Annotated in this window: 19 protein-coding genes and 1 pseudogene; 7 read left to right on the forward strand and 13 right to left on the reverse strand. The window is 66.5% G+C overall.

What is annotated here, in order from left to right; genetic code table 11:
* Positions 1 to 14: 14 nt before the first annotated feature.
* From A8V01_RS27130 to A8V01_RS27165, 8 genes are all read right to left on the reverse strand, one after another.
* A complete protein-coding gene (locus A8V01_RS27130; protein ID WP_170066083.1) occupies positions 15 to 1,370 on the reverse strand; it encodes a S41 family peptidase in 1,356 nt (451 codons plus the stop codon).
* A 152-nt stretch (positions 1,371 to 1,522) separates the two neighbouring features.
* Positions 1,523 to 2,758: a murein hydrolase activator EnvC family protein gene (locus tag A8V01_RS27135; protein WP_103099347.1), complete on the reverse strand. Its 1,236-nt coding sequence runs from the start codon at positions 2,756 to 2,758 to the stop codon at positions 1,523 to 1,525.
* 58 nt (positions 2,759 to 2,816) lie between these two features.
* A complete protein-coding gene (locus A8V01_RS27140) occupies positions 2,817 to 3,056 on the reverse strand; it encodes a hypothetical protein (RefSeq protein WP_103099348.1) in 240 nt (79 codons plus the stop codon).
* 87 nt (positions 3,057 to 3,143) lie between these two features.
* The gene (locus A8V01_RS27145; protein ID WP_103099349.1) at positions 3,144 to 3,521 is read right to left on the reverse strand and encodes a ribonuclease HI; all 378 of its coding nucleotides are present in this window, start codon (positions 3,519 to 3,521) and stop codon (positions 3,144 to 3,146) included.
* Positions 3,521 to 3,946 carry a 23S rRNA (pseudouridine(1915)-N(3))-methyltransferase RlmH gene (locus A8V01_RS27150; protein WP_103099350.1) on the reverse strand — a complete coding sequence of 142 codons (426 nt, stop codon included), beginning with the start codon at positions 3,944 to 3,946 and terminating at the stop codon, positions 3,521 to 3,523. The genes A8V01_RS27145 and A8V01_RS27150 overlap by 1 nt, the downstream gene beginning before the upstream one ends.
* Positions 3,947 to 4,042: 96 nt before the next feature.
* Positions 4,043 to 4,444: a ribosome silencing factor gene (rsfS, locus tag A8V01_RS27155; RefSeq protein ID WP_103099351.1), complete on the reverse strand. Its 402-nt coding sequence runs from the start codon at positions 4,442 to 4,444 to the stop codon at positions 4,043 to 4,045.
* 113 nt (positions 4,445 to 4,557) lie between these two features.
* Positions 4,558 to 5,271: a nicotinate-nucleotide adenylyltransferase gene (locus tag A8V01_RS27160; RefSeq protein ID WP_103099352.1), complete on the reverse strand. Its 714-nt coding sequence runs from the start codon at positions 5,269 to 5,271 to the stop codon at positions 4,558 to 4,560.
* On the reverse strand, positions 5,235 to 6,524 hold the full coding sequence (locus A8V01_RS27165; RefSeq protein ID WP_103099353.1) for a glutamate-5-semialdehyde dehydrogenase: 1,290 nt from the start codon (positions 6,522 to 6,524) through the stop codon (positions 5,235 to 5,237). Before A8V01_RS27165 ends, A8V01_RS27160 begins: the two co-directional genes overlap by 37 nt.
* Before the next feature lie 322 nt (positions 6,525 to 6,846).
* Here A8V01_RS27165 and A8V01_RS27170 point away from each other — a divergent pair, with 322 nt between their 5' ends.
* Together A8V01_RS27170 and A8V01_RS27175 are read left to right on the forward strand one after the other, a co-directional pair.
* Positions 6,847 to 7,941, forward strand: coding sequence for a M23 family metallopeptidase (locus A8V01_RS27170; RefSeq protein WP_425437366.1), 1,095 nt, complete (start codon positions 6,847 to 6,849; stop codon positions 7,939 to 7,941).
* 1 nt (position 7,942) lies between these two features.
* Entirely contained in the window at positions 7,943 to 8,410 is a 468-nt protein-coding gene (locus A8V01_RS27175) for a bactofilin family protein (protein WP_103099355.1), read from the forward strand.
* 91 nt (positions 8,411 to 8,501) lie between these two features.
* Here the strand turns inward: A8V01_RS27175 and A8V01_RS27180 are convergent, their stop codons facing one another.
* Both A8V01_RS27180 and A8V01_RS27185 read right to left on the reverse strand, forming a co-directional pair.
* Entirely contained in the window at positions 8,502 to 9,209 is a 708-nt protein-coding gene (locus tag A8V01_RS27180; RefSeq protein ID WP_103099356.1) for a DUF1013 domain-containing protein, read from the reverse strand.
* Positions 9,210 to 9,421: 212 nt separating this feature from the next.
* Entirely contained in the window at positions 9,422 to 10,423 is a 1,002-nt protein-coding gene (locus A8V01_RS27185; protein WP_103099357.1) for an NAD(P)H-quinone oxidoreductase, read from the reverse strand.
* 141 nt (positions 10,424 to 10,564) lie between these two features.
* On the opposite strand from A8V01_RS27185, the gene A8V01_RS27190 reads away from it, so the two are divergent.
* From A8V01_RS27190 to A8V01_RS27210, 5 genes are all read left to right on the forward strand, one after another.
* Positions 10,565 to 10,783: a DUF1192 domain-containing protein gene (locus A8V01_RS27190; protein WP_103099358.1), complete on the forward strand. Its 219-nt coding sequence runs from the start codon at positions 10,565 to 10,567 to the stop codon at positions 10,781 to 10,783.
* A gap of 161 nt (positions 10,784 to 10,944) precedes the next feature.
* Positions 10,945 to 13,314 (forward strand): ATP-dependent Clp protease ATP-binding subunit ClpA, encoded by a 2,370-nt coding sequence (gene clpA / locus A8V01_RS27195; protein WP_103099359.1) that lies wholly within the window; start codon positions 10,945 to 10,947, stop codon positions 13,312 to 13,314.
* A 62-nt stretch (positions 13,315 to 13,376) separates the two neighbouring features.
* Positions 13,377 to 14,381, forward strand: coding sequence for a ligase-associated DNA damage response exonuclease (locus A8V01_RS27200; protein WP_103099360.1), 1,005 nt, complete (start codon positions 13,377 to 13,379; stop codon positions 14,379 to 14,381).
* 37 nt (positions 14,382 to 14,418) lie between these two features.
* Positions 14,419 to 16,041, forward strand: a complete 1,623-nt coding sequence (locus A8V01_RS27205) for a cisplatin damage response ATP-dependent DNA ligase (protein ID WP_103099361.1) — start codon at positions 14,419 to 14,421, stop codon at positions 16,039 to 16,041.
* A gap of 44 nt (positions 16,042 to 16,085) precedes the next feature.
* Positions 16,086 to 16,487 (forward strand): group II truncated hemoglobin, encoded by a 402-nt coding sequence (locus A8V01_RS27210; protein ID WP_103099362.1) that lies wholly within the window; start codon positions 16,086 to 16,088, stop codon positions 16,485 to 16,487.
* 33 nt (positions 16,488 to 16,520) lie between these two features.
* On the opposite strand, the gene A8V01_RS27215 is transcribed toward A8V01_RS27210, so the two are convergent.
* From A8V01_RS27215 to A8V01_RS27225, 3 genes and pseudogenes are all read right to left on the reverse strand, one after another.
* Positions 16,521 to 16,799, reverse strand: coding sequence for a DUF167 domain-containing protein (locus A8V01_RS27215; protein WP_103099363.1), 279 nt, complete (start codon positions 16,797 to 16,799; stop codon positions 16,521 to 16,523).
* Positions 16,799 to 17,374 (reverse strand): annotated as a pseudogene (locus A8V01_RS27220) (gamma carbonic anhydrase family protein). The gene A8V01_RS27215 and the pseudogene A8V01_RS27220 overlap by 1 nt, the downstream one beginning before the upstream one ends.
* Entirely contained in the window at positions 17,371 to 19,656 is a 2,286-nt protein-coding gene (locus A8V01_RS27225) for a spermidine synthase (protein WP_170066084.1), read from the reverse strand. Before A8V01_RS27225 ends, A8V01_RS27220 begins: the two are co-directional and overlap by 4 nt.
* Between the last annotated feature and the right edge of the window lie 21 nt (positions 19,657 to 19,677).

Raw genomic sequence — 19,677 nt, forward strand, 5'->3', positions numbered from 1 at the left:
CTGCCCCCTTGCCGTCAGTTCTTGGCGGCGGCGGCCAGCGCCGGCTTGCCCGCCGTGCGCTGCAGCGTGGAAATCGCGTAGTGCAGCTGGAAGTCCTTGATGCCCTGCTTTTCCAGGTCGGCCGCGCTCACCTTGAAGCGCGGATCGTCCTGCTTGTCGGTTTCCAGATCCTTGTCCTTGAGCGCCGCCTCGTTGATGAGGTGGCCGCGCAGGTCGGATTCGCGCACCGCCCGTTCGGCGCGGGCGCGGGCATCCGGGTCGGACAGCTGCGGCACCTTGATATCGGGCGTGATGCCGCCTTCCTGCACCGAATGGCCCGACGGCGTATAATAGCGCGCGGTGGTGATCTTGATCGCGCTGTTCTGGTCCAGCGGCAGGAACGACTGGACCGAGCCCTTGCCGAACGTGCGTTCGCCCATGATCACCGCGCGATGCTGGTCCTGCAGCGCCCCCGCGACGATTTCGGAGGCAGAGGCAGAGCCTGCGTCCACCAGCACCACCACCGGCATGCCCTTCACGACATCGCCCTTGAACACGGTTTCGGCCCGGTAGAACTGGTTCTCGTTGGCGTTGCGGCCGCGCTGCGACACGATATCGCCATGGTCGAGGAACAGGTCGGACAGCGCCACCGCCTCGTCCAGCGAACCGCCGGGGTTGGAGCGCAAGTCCAGCACGATGCCCGCCAGCTTGCCGCCGCCCTTGACCGCCGCCTGCTTGCGCAGATCGGCGATGGCGCTGTTCACGTCGTTGCCGACATCGCGCGAGAACTCGTTCACCGAGATCACGCCGACGTTGTCCTTGTATTCCCAGGTCACCGGCTCAAGCTCGATCACGCCGCGCGTCACGGTCACGTCGAAAGGTTCGTCGCGGCCGGGGCGGAAGATCGTCAGCCGGATCGACGTGCCGGACGCGCCGCGCATCTTCGATACCGCCTCGTCCAGATCGCGTTCGTAATAGAGCACGCCGTCAAGGTGGGTGATGTAGTCGCCAGCCTTGAGCCCCGCCTTTTCCGCCGGGCTGCCCTTGAACGGCGAGACGATCTTCACCGCGCCGTCATCTTCGACCACGGACAGGCCAAGGCCGGTGTACTTGCCGTCGATCATCGTCTCCAGCCGCTGCAGCGACTGGCCGTCAAGGTAGTTCGAATGCGGGTCAAGGCTGCCCAGCATCCCGTCGATCGCGCCCTTGAGCAGCTTGTCGTCATCCACCTGATCGACGTAATTGTCCTTCACGATCTGGTAGATTGTAAAAAGCTTGTCGAATTCGTGGCTGGTGCGCGTGTCCACCGCCGACAGGCCCGAGGTTGCGACGGGCAGCACGGCCACCGCGGAAACCAGCAGAGTTGCGCGCAGGAACGGGACAATCTTCATCGGGCGTGATGCCTCTTCAATGCTTCGATCCGGCGCAAGGGGCACCGGCGGGGGTCATGACCGTCATCCTATCGTCCGATGACCGTGAACGCCAGCGGAACGGCAGGATTTGGTGCATATAGGCAGCACCGGCGCAATTTCCCGAAAAAGCCTTACAGCGCGCGGATATACTGCAGCGGATTGACCGGCGCGCCGTTGCGGCGCAGTTCCACCATCACGCGCGGCGCGCCCGGCCCGGCCGTTCCGATCGGCGATCCGGCAACCAGCTGGTCCCCCACCGCCACGTCCAGCCGCGCAAGGCCGGTGACCAGCGATGTCCAGCCGCCCTCATGCTCGACGATGACGATGCTCTGGAAACCGCGATAGGGCCCGGCAAAAGCCACCCGCCCCGCCGCCGGAGACACAGCCTGCGCATGCGCGCGCGGCGCCATCACCAGCCCGTTCGAACGCGCCTGACCCGGCGCATCCTCGCCAAAGCCGGTCACCAGCCGCCCGGTCACCGGCAGCATGTAGCTGGACAGACCTTCGGGCAGCGGCGTGAACTGGCCGGTGCCGATGACCTGTGCATCCTCGGGCCGGGCGGGCCGCATGATCGGGCCGGGCAGCGCCGCCAGTTGCGCGCGCAATTCGCCCTGCCTGCCCACCTGCACCACCAGATCGCTCAGATCGCGGGCCTTTTCCGCCAGTGCCAGCGCCCGCTCGCTTTCGCGCGCAGCGATGCCGCTGGCCGCGCGCCCGGCCAGCCGCTGGCGCGATTCCACAGCGGCGAGTTGCCCGCGCCGTTCCCGCATCTGCGCCTGCGCCTGCGACAGCCCGGCGGCGGCCGCCTTGGCCTGCTGCTCCAGCGCCCGCCCGCGCTCTATGTCGGCGCGCAACGAACGCGTGCGCGCCTCAACCTCGGGCAGCATCGTGTCGAGCAGCGCGCGCATGTAGACCGCATCGCGCACCGAGCCTGGGCGCAACAGCGCCAGCAGCGGAGGCCGCCGCGACAGGCGCTGCAACGATCCCGTCAGCCGCGCCAGAGGCCCCTGCTTGACCGCCAGCTGCGCCCGCAACCCTTCACGCTGCGAGGCGATGAGCCGGATCTGCGCGCGCTGCACGGCGATCTGCGCATCGGTTTCCTGAATGCGCGCCGCCAGCGCGGCAGCCTCACGCGCGGTGCTTTCGGCCTGCTGGGTGACTTCGCGAGCGCGCGCCTCAAGCTTGAGCGCCCGCCTGCCCGCCGCCGCGCCCTCACGCCGCGCGGCCAGCATGTCCGCCTGCGCCTGCCGCGCATCCACGGCCGGATCGAGCACCGCAAACCCGCCCTGCTGCGTCAGCGCCTGCGTGGCAAACGCGCCACCGCCCAGCGCGGCAAGGATCAGGAGGTTGCGATGAACTGGCTTCACGCGCGCGGTGTTAGGGCAGGGTCAGGCAAGCGGGAAGAGTGGAATAGGCCGAAACGTCTTAAAGCCAGTCGCGGCCATCGGGCGTGGCGCACCCGTAAGGCGGCAATTGGCCTGGGAACCGCGACTGCATCTTGTGGCAGCCCCAGCTGCGCAGAGGCCCCGGTGCGTAGCCGTTCAGCGCGATGCCGACCTCATCGTAAGGGCTCTCGCCCTGAGCGACATACATGTACCAGCGAGTGCCGAACATCACGGTACCAGCCACGACGAAGACGATCAGGACTTTCAGCAGCTTCTGCATTCACACATCCTAAGGTATTGATGGTGAAGCGCTTTGTGCGGAATGATGATTGTTATCAAGTCTGGCCGAAGGGAAAGGAAGCCCCCTTCACCTTGGATGCCGTGCTGCCAGTGCTATCCCGGCGAGGTTCTGTTCGCGTTTGATCCACCGCACCCGCGCGGGAGAAACCTGCGCTGCCAGTGCAAGGAAACGCGAAGCATAAGGCTCTACCCCGCGCCCGTCCTGAAGAGCGCGGTTGGCCTGCCGCACCACCTCGACCGCATCACCGATCAGTTCCACGCCTTCCAGCCCCTGATCGCGGCAGAGTTCCAGCGCGTGGATCAGCGCCAGCCATTCGGCGTCGCTGTTGGTGCCGTGTCCGCAGTCTTCGAAGATATGCGCCTGCCCGCGCACCACCACGGCCACTTCGATGGGGCCGGGGTTCGGGCGGCAGCCGCCGTCGAAAAACACCTTGAGCCGCTTCATCAGCCCGATCGGTGGTAGGGGTGCCCCGCCAGGATCGCGGTGGCGCGCCACAGCTGTTCGGCCAGCATCGAGCGGACCATCAGGTGGGGCCAGGTCATGCGGCCGAAGCACAGCAGGTGATCGGCCTGCGCCCGTGCCTCGTCGCCATGGCCGTCGGCCGCGCCGATAAGGAAGCGGCATTCGCGCACGCCCTCATCACGCCAGCGGCCCAGCAGCGCGGCGAATTCTTCCGAACTCATCAGCTTGCCCCGCTCGTCCAGCAGGACTTCGCGGACCGGAGTATGGACGGGGGGAGGCACCTTGCCGCCCACATCGGGCAGTTCGCTGTGCCGGAACGGCCAGGTGATGCGCTTCGCGTAGCGGTCCAGCAGCTCACCTTCGGGAGAGCGGGCGATCTTTCCACGCGCGATGATGTGCAGCAGCATAAGACGAAACGCGGGGACGGAGCAGGACCCCCGCGTGATTTCCTTTCGATTTTCCGGTCACCGTCGCGACCGGAGGATCATCCTCTCAGGCTGCGGTCAGGCAGCCCCGGACGGGCCATCGAAGCCCCACATCCGCTCGAGGTTGTAGAAGCTGCGCACTTCGGGACGGAACAGGTGGACGACCACGCTGCCCGCATCGACCAGCACCCAGTCGGCGGCCGGAAGGCCTTCGATACGCGGGTGGCCGAAGCCGTTTTCCTTCATGCGCTCGCCCAGTTTCTGCGCCATCGACGCAACCTGGCGGGTCGAACGGCCCGAAGCGATCACCATGAAGTCGGCGATGCTCGATTTGCCGTCGAGGTCGATCGTCACCAGTTCCTGCGCCTGATCGTCGTCGAGCGACTTCAGCACGAGGTTCAGCAACGGATCATCGCTTTCGATCGTGACCGGAAGCGGGGTGGCGCCGGTTGATTCCGGCTGTAGTTCTGCCTGTGGCATCTTGGTTGGGTTCTGCTCCTTTCAAAACCGACCGGGCAGGATGGAGGCCATCCTGCCGCGTTCGATCGTCTGCCGTGTAAGCCGGGTATGCGGGAAGATGGCCTGAAAGCCGATCATTCCGCCGTTCCGGGGATTAAGTGGCCAAGTATGGACTTGAACGTGACTGCGTCACGCGAAGGCTTATCCGAAAACCTTCGTGCCCAGTCCGGATCGGCCTGGCGGATCGCCGTTGCCGACCGCGTATCGGGGTCGAATCGCAATGTCACCAGCGCGGGTGCGCTCCACTTTTCCGGACCGCGAAGACTGGTCAGGGGTTTCCGGAATTTCCCCAGCCAGGCCATCGCGGGGCTCGCGAGGGCGGCGCCATCATACCCCGGACGCGCGATCACCGCAATCGGCATGAGTCGGGCAAGGGTCCGCCAGTCCTTCCAGCGGTGCAACTGGGCGAGGTTGTCCGCCCCCATCAGCCATACGAAGCGCCGTTTCGGATAGCGGCGAAGCAGCGCGCGCAGGGTATCGACGGTGAAGCGGGTGCCGAGATCGCGCTCTATCGCGGTGGGCCTGATCCTTGCCCCGCGCGCCTGCCTGATCGCAGATTTCATCCGCGCGGCAAGCGGCGCCATCCCCGCCTTTGGCTTGAGCGGATTGCCGGGAGAAACCAGCCACCACACCTCGTCCAGCGCCAGCGCATCGATGGTGAACACAGTGACGCGCCGGTGCCCGCCGTGGGCCGGATTGAAGCTGCCGCCCAGCAGGCCCGTAACCGGACCGGGGCGGTTCCGGCGGACCGTCAGGGCCGCGCCTGTCCGGTTCCGCGCACCTGCCACTTGTAGGTCGTCAGCCCCTCCAGAGCGACGGGGCCGCGTGCATGCAGGCGGCCGGTGGCAATGCCGATTTCCGCGCCGAGGCCGAATTCCCCGCCGTCCGCGAACTGGCTGGAGGCGTTGACCATCACGATCGCGCTGTCGACTTCGGCCAGGAAACGCTCGGCCGATTCGGCGTCCTCGGTGACGATGGCGTCGGTATGGTGCGAGGAATGCGCGGCGATGTGTTCCAGCGCGGGTTCGATGCCGTCCACCACCGCCACGGCCAGCACCGCGTCGAGGTATTCGGTGTCCCAGTCCTCATCGCTGGCGGGCATCACGCGCGGATCAAGCGCCTGCGCACGGGCATCGCCGCGCAGTTCGCAGCCCGCATCGAGCAGGCCGGCGACGACCGATTCGCTCTCGGGGAACTGGGTGTCGAGCAGCAGCGTCTCCATCGCACCGCAGATCCCGGTGCGGCGCATCTTGGCGTTGAGCGTCAGCTTTCGCGCCATCTCCGCATCGGCCGAGGCATGGACATACGTGTGGCAGATGCCGTCAAGGTGGGCGAGCACGGGCACCCGCGCATCGGCCTGCACCCGTGCGACAAGGCTCTTGCCGCCGCGCGGCACGATCATGTCGATCAACCCCGCCGCGGTCAGCATCGCGCCAACGACCGCACGGTCCTGCGTCGGCACCAGCTGGATCGCCGCTTCGGGCAGGCCCACGGTGGCAAGGCCCTTGGCAAAGGCCGCGCGGATCGCGTGGTTGGAATGGATCGCCTCGCTGCCGCCGCGCAGCAGAACCGCGTTGCCCGAGCGCAGGCACAGCGCGGCGGCATCGGCAGTGACGTTGGGACGGCTTTCGTAGATGATGCCGATCAGCCCGATGGGAATGCGCACGCGCGACAGCCTGAGGCCGTTGGGACGCTCGCTGGCGGCGATCACTTCGCCCACCGGATCGGGCAGGCCGGCGACCTGATCGACCGCATCGGCAATTCCCGCCAGCCGCGTCGCATCAAGACGCAGCCGGTCAAGCATCGCCCCCGAAAGCCCCTTGGCCTCGCCCGCCGCAATGTCCTTTGCATTGGCTTCAAGGATATCGCCTTGCGCCTCGCGCAGCGCCGTGGCGGCGGCGCGAAGGGCTGCGGCCTTGTCGGCGTCGGTCAGCTTCGCCAGCACGCGCTGCGCGGCGCGGCCTTCGCGGGCAAGCTGTTCGACCAGCGCCTCGGGAGAGAGCGCTGCGGGCTGTGCGGTCAGGGTGCTCTGCAAGGTCATGCGCGCGGACTATCACCGAAGCGTGCAGTTGTCACCGGATTGCGAGGTATCACGCGGCGCGATGAAATCGATTCGCATGTCATCGCGCTGTCGGGAAAAGGTCAGGTTCCTCGGCTCGCCGCTTGCGGTTTTCGATTCGCCTCGATTCCGCAGAGCGCCGGGGCGAGTCGATTCGCCTTGGTAACCGGCCCCTGCTACCGGCCCACTATACCGGCGGGTTCCGGGATCGAAGACTAATATAAGCGGGGTCGTTTTGCTTTCGAAGTCAGCCGGGGCGTTCATCCAGCGCCTCAGGACTGCGTTCCCCGACCGTGAGTTCATCATGCGGTCGCAGGGACAGGTCCGTTTCATCCGCGTTTCGTCGCGGGCACAGAAGATCGCCGCGGGAGCGGCCATCGGCGTGCTCGGCACCTGGGCCGCTTCGGTGGGCGCGCTGGCGCTTTCGCAGGCGTCCGCAGGCAGCGAAAGCGCAGCCCTTGCCGCGCGCGCGGCCACTGTCGCCAAGGCTGAGAAGAACGTCGCGAAGTACCGCCATGACGTCGATTCGGTCGCATCCGACCTTGCCCGTCGCCAGCAGTTCATCGAACAGGTGGTCGATGCGCATGTCGAGGAACTCCCCGAGGGTTCGGGTGATGCGCAGTCCAACGCCGAAACCGCAGCCACCGCGAAGAAGATCAGCGCCGCCGTTCCCGCCGCGGGCGCGCTTGCCGATATCGAGGCCAGGCAGCTGGCCCTCGTCGACCGCCTTACCCGCTATGCCGACACGCGCTCCGACGCCGCGATGGCTTCGATCCGCAAGCTGGGCCTCAACCCCAACACGATGATTTCCCGCGCCCGCATGGCTGCCCGCACGGCTGAAGGTGGCCCGCTGGTGAAGCTGGCGACCGGCGCCGACGGCAGCGTCGATCCGCGCTTCGTGGAGATGGGCAAGAGCCTTGCCCGCATGAACGCGCTGGAAAACGGCCTTGCCTCCATCCCGCAGGTGAGCCCGGCGCATGTCGCCTATGTCTCGTCCAGCTACGGCTACCGCTCCGACCCGTTCACCGGCGGTGCGGCATTCCACGCAGGGCTCGATTTTCCGGGGCCGATGGGCTCCCCCATCTATGCCGCCGCCAAGGGCCGCGTGACTTTCGTGGGCACCAGGTCCGGCTACGGCAACTGCATCGAGGTGACGCACGGCAACGGGCTGATGACCCGCTACGGCCACCTTTCGGGCTTCCGCACCCGCGTGGGTCAGGAAGTCGATGCCGGGGCGCTGATCGGTGCAATGGGCAGCACCGGCCGGTCCACCGGCCCGCATCTTCACTTCGAGGTCCGCGTGAACGACCGTCCGGTCAACCCGCGCCCGTTCCTCGAAGCGGCACGTCTTCAGGGGGCTGAAAAGCGTAGCAACGGGGGCCAGGAGGAGAACCACTGACATGGCCAAGGCCTTCATCAGCTCGCGTACGAGCATCAATAGCACCAGCTTCTCGATGCTGGGCGGGGACACCGTCATCAGCGGAGATATTTCCGCCAGCGCCGACCTTCACGTCGACGGCAGCGTCAACGGCGACATTTCCTGCAAAGCGCTGATTCAGGGCGAAGGCAGCGAGATCACCGGCGCCGTCAGGGCCGAATCGGTCCGCATCGCGGGCCTTGTGCGCGGATCGGTTTCGGCGCGTGAGGTCGTGATCCTCAAGACCGCGCGGATCGAGGGCGACGTGTCCTACGACACGCTGACCATCGAACAGGGTGCGCGCCTTGAAGGGCGGCTTTCCCCCAATGGCGGCCAGATGCCCCCCGCCATCGCGCGCCTGCCTGCTTCGGCGCCGACTTCTGCCCCCTCTTCGGCCCCGATCGAGGTCATCGCCGAGGAAGACGAAGAGATTTCGGCAGCGGCGGAGTAAGGGCTTTAAAAAGCACACACGAAAAAGGGGACATGGGAGCCGATCCCATGTCCCCTTTTCTATGCACCGGCTGCTTTACCCGGCGGCGAAGTTACTCGCCCCGAGCCTCGGCGGCTTCCGCAGCGCGCTTGGCTTCGAGCCATGCGGCGACTTCGGCTTCCTGCGCGGCTTCCGACGCGGCCTGGGCCTGCGCCTGACGCTCTGCGCGCAGTTCGTCGATCAGGGCCTGACGATCGTCGACCAGACGCTCATCACCTTCACCGGTATCCTGGATGCCCGCCTTCTTCGCGGCCTTGGCGACAAGGGCGTCCAGTTCGCGCTGCGAGCACAGGCCCAGCGTGACCGGATCCTTGGGGGTGATGTTGGCGATGTTCCAGTGCGAACGGTCGCGGATCGCCGCGATCGTGTTGCGCGTGGTGCCGATCAGCTTGCCGATCTGCGCGTCCGACACCTCGGGATGGTTGCGCAGGATCCAGGCGATGCCGTCCGGCTTGTCCTGACGCTTCGACACCGGGGTGTAGCGCGGGCCCTTGGTACGGTTCTGCGCAAGCGGAATCTTGTGCATGCGCAGCTTGTAGTCGGGGTTGGCCTGCCCCTTCTCGATTTCTTCCATGGTCAGCTCGCCCGAGCGAACGGGATCGCGACCGGTGTACTTGCTGGACGCCAGATCGTCGGCCATCGCCTGGACTTCCAGCATGTGCAGGCCGCAGAATTCTGCGATCTGCTCGAAAGTCAGCGCGGTCGTGTCGACCAGCCACGAGGCGGTCGCGTGCGGCATCAGCGGAGTGGGCTGGCTCATGTCTCTATCTCCGGCGGAAACAATAAGGGCCGCCCCTTCGCGGAGCGGCCTCACCGGGTCGATTTAGGGGTTTTTTGCCGAAGGAGCAAGCAAAAGGGGCCGAAAATTGCGGCGGCCCGACGATGCGTTTCACGTGGAACGCTGTTTCGGGCATGTTTTAACAGCACTCAACGGGTACACAACGCCGCCGAGACGCTCCCCCCGCCCTGCCCTCACACCTCCAGCACGATCTTGCCGACGTGGTCGCCGGCTTCCATTCGCGCGTGGGCGGCGGCGGCATCGGCAAGGGCAAAGCGGGTGTCCATCACCGGCCGCAGCAGGCCCTCGGCCACCAATGGCCAGACGCAATCGAGGATTTCTCCGGCGACGGCCGCCTTGAAGTCGTCCGAGCGCGGGCGCAGCGTCGATCCGGTCAGCACGTAGCGGCGGGTCATCACCACGGCCATGTTGATTTCCGCCTTGGCGCCGCCCTGCACCGCGATGGTGACGTGGCGGCCATCGGGGGCAAGGCACTTGAGGTTACGCGCAACATAGCTGCCGGCCACCATGTCGAGCACAACGTCCACGCCGCGCCCGCCGGTGATCCGGGCCACTTCCTCCACAAAGTCGCTCGCCTTGTAGTCGATCGCGTGATGGGCGCCGATCTTCAGCGCCGCGGCGCACTTTTCGGGCGATCCGCAAGTGACGATCACGGTCAGGCCGAAATGGCGCCCCAGCATCGCCGCCATCGTGCCGATGCCGCTGGTGCCGCCGTGGACCAGCAGCCATTCGCCTTCGCGGGCAAGGCCGCGCTCGAACACGTTATGCCAGACGGTGAAGACCGTTTCGGGCAGCGCCGCCGCTTCTTCCAGCGACAGGCCATCGGGCACGGGCAGGCAGTGCGCGGCGCGCGCGATGCAATATTGCGCATAGCCTCCACCGGAAACGAGCGCGCATACCTGCTGCCCCGGTATCAGGTGGCTGACCCCTTCGCCCAGCGCGGCCACGGTGCCGGAAATCTCCAGCCCCGGAATCGGCGAGGCGCCCGGCGGCGGCGGATAGTTGCCCATGCGCTGCACCACGTCGGGCCGGTTCACCCCCGCGAAGGCCACCTTGACCAGCACTTCGCCGGGACCGGGCCGGGGCACCGCGACCGTTTCGGGCCCCAGGACTTCGGGGCCGCCGGGCGCATCGTAACCCACGGCGGTCATCGTGACAGGAAGGTCAGCTAACATGACGCTCCCTGTGCCACAGGAAAACCGGAAGGGTAAATGCAAAAACCATCCTCATCCGACCGGACCGATATCCCCCGCTCATCCCGCACGCGGCAAACGTGCCATTGACAGCCCCGCCTTCCAGTCCGATGCTGCATCGCAATGGACGAAGAAGACCGACCTCTGCGGCGGTCATCCGAAGGCGACTTCGGAGCCGCCAGCCGCCTCGCCGGTGAAAGCCTGGATCGCTATTCGCTGGACGAACTGGACGCGCGGGTTGCCCTTCTCGAAACCGAGATCGCCCGCATCCGCGCGCACCGGAATGCATCGTCGGCCCACCGTCTCGCGGCGGAGGCATTATTCAGGCCAAGATCATCTTGAGGCGCGCAGCCTCGCCATCATGCCTGCCGGTTCCGTTTGGCGGGCGCATGAAAAATCAACGGGCTCGCAACCCACCTGAACGTCCCTATATCAAAGTGGTAACCCCGACCAAGCAAGCTCCCCCATCAGGAGAGTCGTCCCTCGAAATGAAGGTCGCTTAAATGCCAAGTTTCGCCCAAAGCCTTGAAAAGACCCTGCACTCGGCTCTGTCTCACGCGTCCGAACGGAGCCACGAGTATGCGACGCTGGAGCATCTCCTCCTCGCGCTGATCGACGATACGGACGCCGCGCAGGTCATGCAGGCCTGCGGCGTGGACCTTGGCGATCTGGGCGACGTGGTGCGCCAGTATCTCGATCAGGAATACCAGTCGCTCAAGACCGAGGAAAAGGGCGATCCCGCCCCGACCGCCGGTTTCCAGCGCGTGATCCAGCGCGCGATCCTGCACGTCCAGTCCAGCGGCAAGGATACCGTGACCGGCGCCAACGTGCTGGTCGCGCTGTTCTCCGAACGCGATTCTTACGCCGTCTACTTCCTGCAGCAGCAGGACATGAGCCGCCTCGACGCCGTCAGCTACATCAGCCACGGCATCGGCAAGGGCGGCAAGCGCGTGGAAGACCGCAGCCCCAAGGGCGCATCGGAAGAAACCCCGCCCACCCCCGAAGACAAGGCCGAGGCCAAGGGTTCGGCGGGCAAGAAGGATTCCGCGCTCGACCAGTTCACCGTCAACCTCAACGAGAAGGCGCTGAACGGCAAGGTCGACCCGCTGATCGGCCGCGGCCCCGAAGTGGACCGCACGATCCAGATCCTGTGCCGCCGGTCCAAGAACAACCCGCTCTACGTGGGCGATCCGGGCGTGGGCAAGACCGCCATCGCCGAAGGTCTTGCCCGCAAGATCGTCGAGGGCGAAGTGCCCGAAGTGCTGGCCGAAGCGGTCATCTACTCGCTCGACATGGGCAGCCTGCTGGCGGGCACCCGCTATCGCGGCGACTTTGAAGAACGTCTGAAGCAGGTCGTCTCCGAACTGGAGAAGATGCCGCACGCGGTCCTGTTCATCGATGAAATCCATACCGTTATCGGTGCCGGTGCCACCAGCGGCGGCGCGATGGATGCGTCCAACCTGCTCAAGCCCGCGCTGTCGGGCGGCACGATCCGCTGCATCGGTTCGACCACGTACAAGGAATTCCGCAACCACTTCGAAAAGGACCGCGCCCTGCTGCGCCGGTTCCAGAAGATCGACGTGAACGAACCGACGATCGAGGACACGATCAAGATCCTGAAAGGTCTGCGCACCGCGTTCGAGGATCACCACCGGGTCAAGTACACGCCCGATGCGATCAAGACCGCGGTGGAGCTTTCGGCCCGCTACATCAATGACCGCAAGCTGCCCGACAAGGCGATCGACGTGATCGACGAAGTGGGCGCGATGCAGATGTTGCTGCCGCCCAGCCGCCGCAAGAAGACCATCACCGCGCGCGAGATCGAGCAGGTCATCGCAACGATGGCCCGCATCCCGCCCAAGTCCGTCTCTTCCGACGACAAGAAGGCGCTGGAAAACCTTGAGCGCGACCTGAAGCGCGTGGTCTTCGGGCAGGACAAGGCGATCGGCGTGCTCTCCACGGCGATGAAGCTCTCCCGCGCAGGGCTTCGCGATCCGGACAAGCCGATCGGCTCGTTCCTGTTCAGCGGTCCCACCGGCGTCGGCAAGACCGAAGTGGCGCGCCAGCTGGCCAGCATCATGGGCATCGAACTGAAGCGCTTCGACATGTCCGAATACATGGAGCGTCACTCGGTCAGCCGTCTGATCGGTGCTCCTCCGGGCTATGTCGGCTTCGATCAGGGCGGCCTTCTGACCGACGCGATCGACCAGAACCCGCACTGCGTCCTCCTGCTCGACGAGATCGAGAAGGCGCATCCCGACCTGTTCAACATCCTGCTGCAGGTGATGGACAACGGCCGCCTGACCGATCACCACGGCAAGACCGTGGATTTCCGCAACGTGGTCCTGATCATGACCACCAATGCGGGCGCGTCTGACATGGCCAAGCAGGGCATCGGCTTTGGTGATACGTCGAAGGCAGACGCCGGGGACGAGGCCGTGAAGCAGATGTTCACGCCGGAATTCCGCAACCGCCTCGATGCGATCGTGCCCTTCGCCTATCTTGCCAAGGATACCATCAGCCGGGTCGTGGACAAGTTCATCCTCCAGCTGGAACTGCAGCTGGCCGACCAGAACGTCCACATCCAGTTCGATTCGGACGCCCGCGCATGGCTGGGCGATCGCGGCTACGACAAGCTCTACGGTGCGCGCCCGATGGGCCGCGTGATCCAGGAGAAGGTCAAGCAGCCGCTGGCGGAAGAACTGCTGTTCGGCAAGCTGGCCCACGGCGGCGAAGTGCACGTCTCGGTCAAGGAGAATACACTCAACTTCGAACTGACCCCCTCGGCGCCCAAGGTGTCGAAGGCCAAGAAGGCCCCCGCGAAGAAGGCCCGCAAGCCCGGCCCGCAGGCGGACACCAACGCCGACGACTGATCCTTCACCGGATTGAAAACATGGGGCGGGAACCACTTGGGTTCCCGCCCCATTTTCGTAACATGACCCGCGATTTCTCCTGGATCAGACCTGAACCCTGGGGAATCCACGTCGTCCCCGCCGATTGCTGGATCGACCCTTCGCGCCCCGTGGACCGCGCGCTGGTGACGCATGGCCATGCCGACCACGCGCGCGGAGGTCACGGCGCCACCTTCGCCACGCCCGAAACCCTTGCCATCATGAAGCTGCGCTACGCCACGGAAGAAGGCGCGGTGCCCGTCCCTTATGGCGAACGGATGGCCCTGCCCGGTGACGTCCACGCCACGTGGGTTCCGGCCGGGCACGTCCTTGGCTCGGCGCAGATCCTCCTCGAACACGCGGGCGAGCGGATCGTCGTGACCGGCGATTTCAAGCGGCGCGCCGATCCCACCTGCCCGCCTTTCGAAGTCACCCCCTGCGACGTGCTGATCACCGAGGCGACATTCGGCCTGCCCGTATTTCGCCATCCCCCGGTGGAACAGGAAATCGCCAAGGTGCTCTCTACCCTGGCCGCCAACCCCGATCGCTGCGTGCTGGTGGGCGCCTATGCACTGGGCAAGGCGCAGCGGCTGATCGCCGAACTGCGCCGCGCCGGGCACCATGACACGATCTGGCTCCATGGCGCGATGGAGCGCATGTGCCGCCTCTACGAAGACCTCGGCGTCGATCTGGGCGATCTGAAGCTGGTGTCGGACACCGGCAAGGAGCAGCTGGCAGGCAGCGTGGTGCTTGCCCCGCCGTCCGCCCTCAACGACCGCTGGAGCCGCCGCCTGCCCGATCCGATCACGGCGATGGCATCGGGCTGGATGCAGGTGCGCCAGCGCGCGCGCCAGCGCATGGTCGAACTGCCGCTGGTGATCTCGGACCACGCCGACTGGGACGAACTGACGCAGACCGTGAAGGACGTGAACCCCGCCGAAACATGGATCACTCACGGCCGCGAAGAAGCCATGCTGCGTTGGTGCGAGCTGAACCAGAGGAAGGCGCGGGCGCTGGCGCTGGTGGGGTATGAGGATGAAGATGATTGAAGATAAGCGCCGGGCCCCCAGGACTTCGCTTAGCTGAATGGAAGCGTTCGCCGCCCTTCTCGATGCGCTGGTCTACACCCGCAGCCGCAATGCGAAGCTCAAGCTTCTGGCGGATTACCTGCGCGAAACGCCCGACCCCGATCGCGGCTGGGCACTTGCCGCGCTGACGGACGGGCTGGATTTTCCGGCGGTAAAGAGCTCCACCATCCGCAATCTGCTGACCGAACGGATCGACCCGGTGCTCTGGACGCTGAGCCGCGAATACGTGGGCGATTCGGCGGAGACTGCCAGCCTGCTCTGGCCCGAACCCGCAGAAGCGCCCTCTCCGCCGACGGTGTCCGAGGCGGTCGATGCGCTGTCCCGCATGACGCGCGCCAATGTCATGGTGGAGCTGCCCCGGTTGCTCGACCGGCTGGACGCCAACGGCCGCTATGCCCTGCTCAAGCTGGCGACCGGGGCGATGCGGATCGGCATTTCGGCGCGGCTGGCCAAGACCGCCTTCGCGCTGGCTTTCGGCGTGGCGGTTGAGGATGTGGAGGAGCACTGGCACGGCCAGACCCCGCCTTACACCCCGCTGTTCGACTGGGCCGCGCATGGGGCCGAGCCGCCCAACTCCGACGACCTGCCGCTGTTCCGCCCCTTCATGCTGGCGCACGGGCTGGAGGAAGCGCAGGTCGATCTGGCCGACTATGCCGCCGAATGGAAGTGGGACGGCATCCGCGTGCAGGTGGTGAGAGCCAAAGGGGAGAATGGGGGCGGAGAAACCCGCGTCTATTCCCGATCGGGCGACGATATTTCCGCCACTTTCCCCGAGGTGGCCGAGGCTTTGCATATCGACGCGGTGCTGGACGGCGAACTGCTGGTGCGCGGCGCGCATCAGGGCGGCGAAGCCAATGACCGCACACAGGGCGGCGCGGCCAGTTTCAACGCGCTGCAGCAGCGCCTTGGCCGCAAGACCGTGTCGAAGAAGATGCGCGGCGAATATCCCGCCTTCGTGCGTCTTTACGATGTGCTGATCCTGGAGGGGCAGGACTTGCGCCCCCTGCCCTGGAGCGAACGCCGCGCCGCGCTGGAATCACTGGTGCCGCGCCTTCCCGCCGACCATTTCGATATCTCCACCGTGATCCCCGCCGCCGATTTCGCCGAGCTTGCCGCCATCCGCGAACGCGCGCGCGACGATGCGATCGAGGGGGTGATGCTCAAGCGGCGTGACAGTCCCTATGTGGCGGGCCGCAAGACCGGGCTGTGGTACAAGTGGAAGCGCGATCCGCTGCTGATCGACTGCGTGCTGATGTATGCCCAGCGCGGATCGGGCAAGCGCAGTTCCTTCTATTCGGACTATACCTTCGGCTGCTGGGACGGCGATCCCGATCAGGGCGCGGAACTGCTGCCCGTGGGCAAGGCCTATTTCGGCTTCACCGACGAGGAGCTGAAGTGGCTGGACCGCCATGTCCGCAACCATACCGTGAACCGCTTCGGCCCCGTGCGCGAAGTGGACAAGTCGCTGGTGTTCGAGGTGGCGTTCGATTCGGTCCACGCCAGCAAGCGGCACAAGTCCGGCCTTGCCATGCGCTTTCCCCGCATCAGCCGCATCCGCGCCGACAAGCCCGCGCATGAAGCCGACCGGATCGAGACGCTGCGCGCCCTCATCCGCGATTGACCGCGATCAATGCGCGGATGCAGCCAATGCGCTATGGGGGGAGAATGGAACAGCCCTCTGTCGATACCAATACGCCGTATTACCGCCTTGGCGGCCCGCCGGTGTTCGAGGCGATCGCGAACCGCTTCTACGACCTGATGGACAGCGATCCGGCCTATGCCGAACTGCGCGCCATGCATGCCCCGGACCTGACGCCTATCCGCGCATCGCTGCCCCGGTTCCTGATCGCCTGGGCAGGCGGCCCGCGCGACTGGTTCGAACAGAACCCCGGCCGCTGCATGATGAGCCTGCACGCCCCCTTCACCATAGAGCCGCTGACGGCGAACCAGTGGGCCGAAGCGATGGAGCGCGCGATCGACGACGTTGCCCCCCAGCCCGCCGAAATCGCCGCATCGATGCGCGAGGTTCTGGGCCGCATGGCGCGCGGCATGGGTCGCAGGGGTTAGGTTTTCGCCGAGGCAAGCTGGGGAGGAATGGGATCAGTCCACCCGGAACTGCTTTTCGCGCGATGTCGCACCGCGCAGCAGTTCCAGCCGCGAAGGGGCCACGCCCAGCGCCTGCGCCAGAAGATCGCGCACCGCATCGTTGGCCTTGCCGTCTTCCGGCTTGGCGCGAACCTTCACGCTGAGGCGGCCTGCCGCGATCTCAAGCGCTTCCACTTTCGCGCCGGGTGTGACGCGCAGGGCCAGCCGCCCTTCCCCGTCGACCAGCGCCCGCAGTGCGGCGGCATCGGGAAGTGCGGGTCTGGGCCGCGCCATCAGTCTTGCAGTCCAAGCGCCTCGGCGTGCATCCGGGCATTGATCACATAACCCTGCACGCCCGCCTGGTTCGCTGCCACCGCCGCGTCGTCCAGATCGCGCAGGTACTTTGCCGGGCGGCCCATCCATAGCTGGCGCGCGCCGATGCGCTTGCCGGTCAGCTGCGCGCCCGCCGCCAGCATGCCGTCCGATTCGATGTAGCTGCCATCCATCACGATCGCGCCAAGGCCCACGAAGGCGCGATCTTCCAGCGTGCAGCCGTGCAGCATCGCCATATGGCCGATCAGCACATCTTACCCGATGATCGTGGCGAAGCCTTCCGGGCGCTGCGGCTTGGGGCTGTCGCAATGGACGACGGTGCCGTCCTGGATATTGGTGCGCGCGCCGATGACCACGCGGTTTACGTCGGCGCGGATCACGCAGTTGTACCAGATGCTGGCGTCCGGCCCGATCTCCACATCGCCGATGATGCGGCAACCGGGCGCGATGAAGGCGCTGGAATGGATGCGCGGCGCCTTGCCGTTGAAAGCGGCGATGGTGATGTCGGCCCTGTTCGTCGTGCTATGTTCGGTCATGGATTTCCCGTCAGCCTGCTCCAGCGGACATACGGCAGGATGGATGCATGATCGTCCGTCCAGGGTTCCGGCGCCCGTTCTTCAAGCCGCTTCCATGGGGCATCGGGCCGCTGCCGCGCAAGGCCGTCAAGCACGCCCCGGTCTGCCGAAAGCGCGATCCAGCGCGACGGGGTATAGCGCACTTCGTCTTCGGGCAGGTCCAGCCGCGAAAGCGCCTGCAGCCCGCCGGCCCGCGCATTCGCGCCGACCACGGGGGCAAGATCGATATAGCGGTTGGAGATGTGGAGGATCAGCAGGCCCCTTGGCGTCAGCGCGCGGCGGTAGACGGCCAGCGCCTCTGTCGTCAGCAGGTGCATGGGGATCGCGTCGGAGGAGAACGCATCGATCACCAGCACGTCGAAACTGTGGGGCGGAACCTGCGCCAGTTCCAGCCGCGCATCGCCGATGACGACGCGGGCCCTGGGCGTGCAATCCGACAGGAAGGTGAACTTGCGCTCCGTCGAAAAGCGCAGGACCTGCGGGTCGATCTCGAAGAAGGTCCAGGCCTGCCCCGGCTGCGAACGGCAGGCGAGCGAGCCGGTGCCCAGCCCGACAACGCCCACGCGTGCCCGTGGCCCCTCGATCGCGGGCACCGCGGCCAGCGCCAGTGCCACGCCCGATCCGGGGCCGTAATAGGTCAGCGCATCGTGGGCCTGCGCGGGGTCGAGCGACTGCATGCCGTGCAGCGTGGTGCCGTGCGCCAGCGTGCGGAACCTGCCGTCGTCGTCATCGCGCAGGGTATAGATGCCGAAGTAGCTGCGGGTGCGCTGCCCTTCCATGGTCGCCCGGATGGTCCAGAAGCCGCCCTGCCCGATCATCGCGATCAGCAGCACCATGGCAAAGGCGCCGCGCCATGCCATGACCATCACCCCGATGCAGACGAGGAACACCGTCAGCATCATCGTGAACAGCACCTCCTCAGGCTCAAGCAGGGTCTGCAGCAGTTCCCAGCCGAGGAACCCGGCGAAGGCCAGCAGCACGCCAAGCGCGATGCGGGCCATGCCCGGTTCCATGTCGGCATTGTCGCGCCAGTTGAGCAGCGGGTGCAGCGGCATCAGCAGCGCGGCGGCAAGGACCAGCAGCGGATGCTCCCACGCCCAGTCGAACACCAGCGGCGCGATCAGCGCGGTGAACACGCCGCCCAGCGCCCCGCCCGCCGACATGACGAGGTAGAAGCGCGTCAGCTGCGATTCCGCAGGGCGCAGGTCGTAAAGCCGGGCGTGGAGCGCGGTTGCCACGCACAGCAGCAGCGCGCACGTGCCCGCCACCGCCCACAGGCTGCCCGCACCGTTCGACAGCATGGCGTATCCACCCATCAGCAGCAGCACGATCGGCGCCGCGCGGGTGATCGCGCCGGCCGCTGCGCGACGGTCGGAAAAGGCGATGACGAAGCTCAGCAGGTAGATGCCCAGCGGGATCACCCAGAGCAGCGGCATCGCGAAGATATCGGTGGTCAGGTGCGTGGTGGTGGACAGCATCAGGCCCGAAGGCACGGCCGCCAGCGCCAGCCACAGGGCGACAGTGCGGGCAGGGGTGCGACCGGGGGTGCGCGCGGGGGTATCTTCTAGCGCGTCAGTCCGGACGGTGGTGCAGGTCGGAGCATGGCGGCGGCTATATCCGGCCAGCGCCACCAGCAGCACCAGCGCTGCAAAGCCGCCCGACCACGCCAGGCTTTGCCAGCGCACGCTCAGCAGCGGCTCGGCCAGCAGCGGATAGGCGATCAGGCCGGTGAAACTGCCAAGGTTCGACGCGGCATAGAGTGCCCAGGGCGCGCCGGCCCCCGGCGCGGCGGCAAACCAGCGCTGCATCAGCGGGGCCTGCGCGGAAACGACGAAGAACACCGGCCCGATGCTTGCCCCCAGCAGAAGCGGCACCCATGCCGCTTCGGGCAGCCCGGCGATGCGCGGCAGGTCGATCAGCCCCACCGGCAATGTCAGCGCGGCGACCAGCAGCAGCCCCACGTGAATGACCACCTGCCGCCGCAGCGCGAAGCGGCCCAGCCAGTGCGCATAGGCGTAACCCGCCAGGAGCAGCGCCTGATAGACCAGCATCGCGCTGTTCCACACGTTGGGCGCGCCGCCAAGCCGGGGCAGCGCCATGCGCGCCACCATCGGCTGGACCAGGAACAGCAGGAAGCTTCCGACTAGGATCGTGGCGACGAACAGGCCCCGACGGGCGGGCAGGCCGGGCTGGGCGGAGGGCTGGGCGGAGGGCTGGGCGGAGGGCGCGGCAATATCCTTCATGGCGCCGTTACAGCTACTTGG

It is taken from the genome of Novosphingobium guangzhouense (genome assembly GCF_002896965.1).
GTDB lineage: Bacteria > Pseudomonadota > Alphaproteobacteria > Sphingomonadales > Sphingomonadaceae > Novosphingobium > Novosphingobium guangzhouense.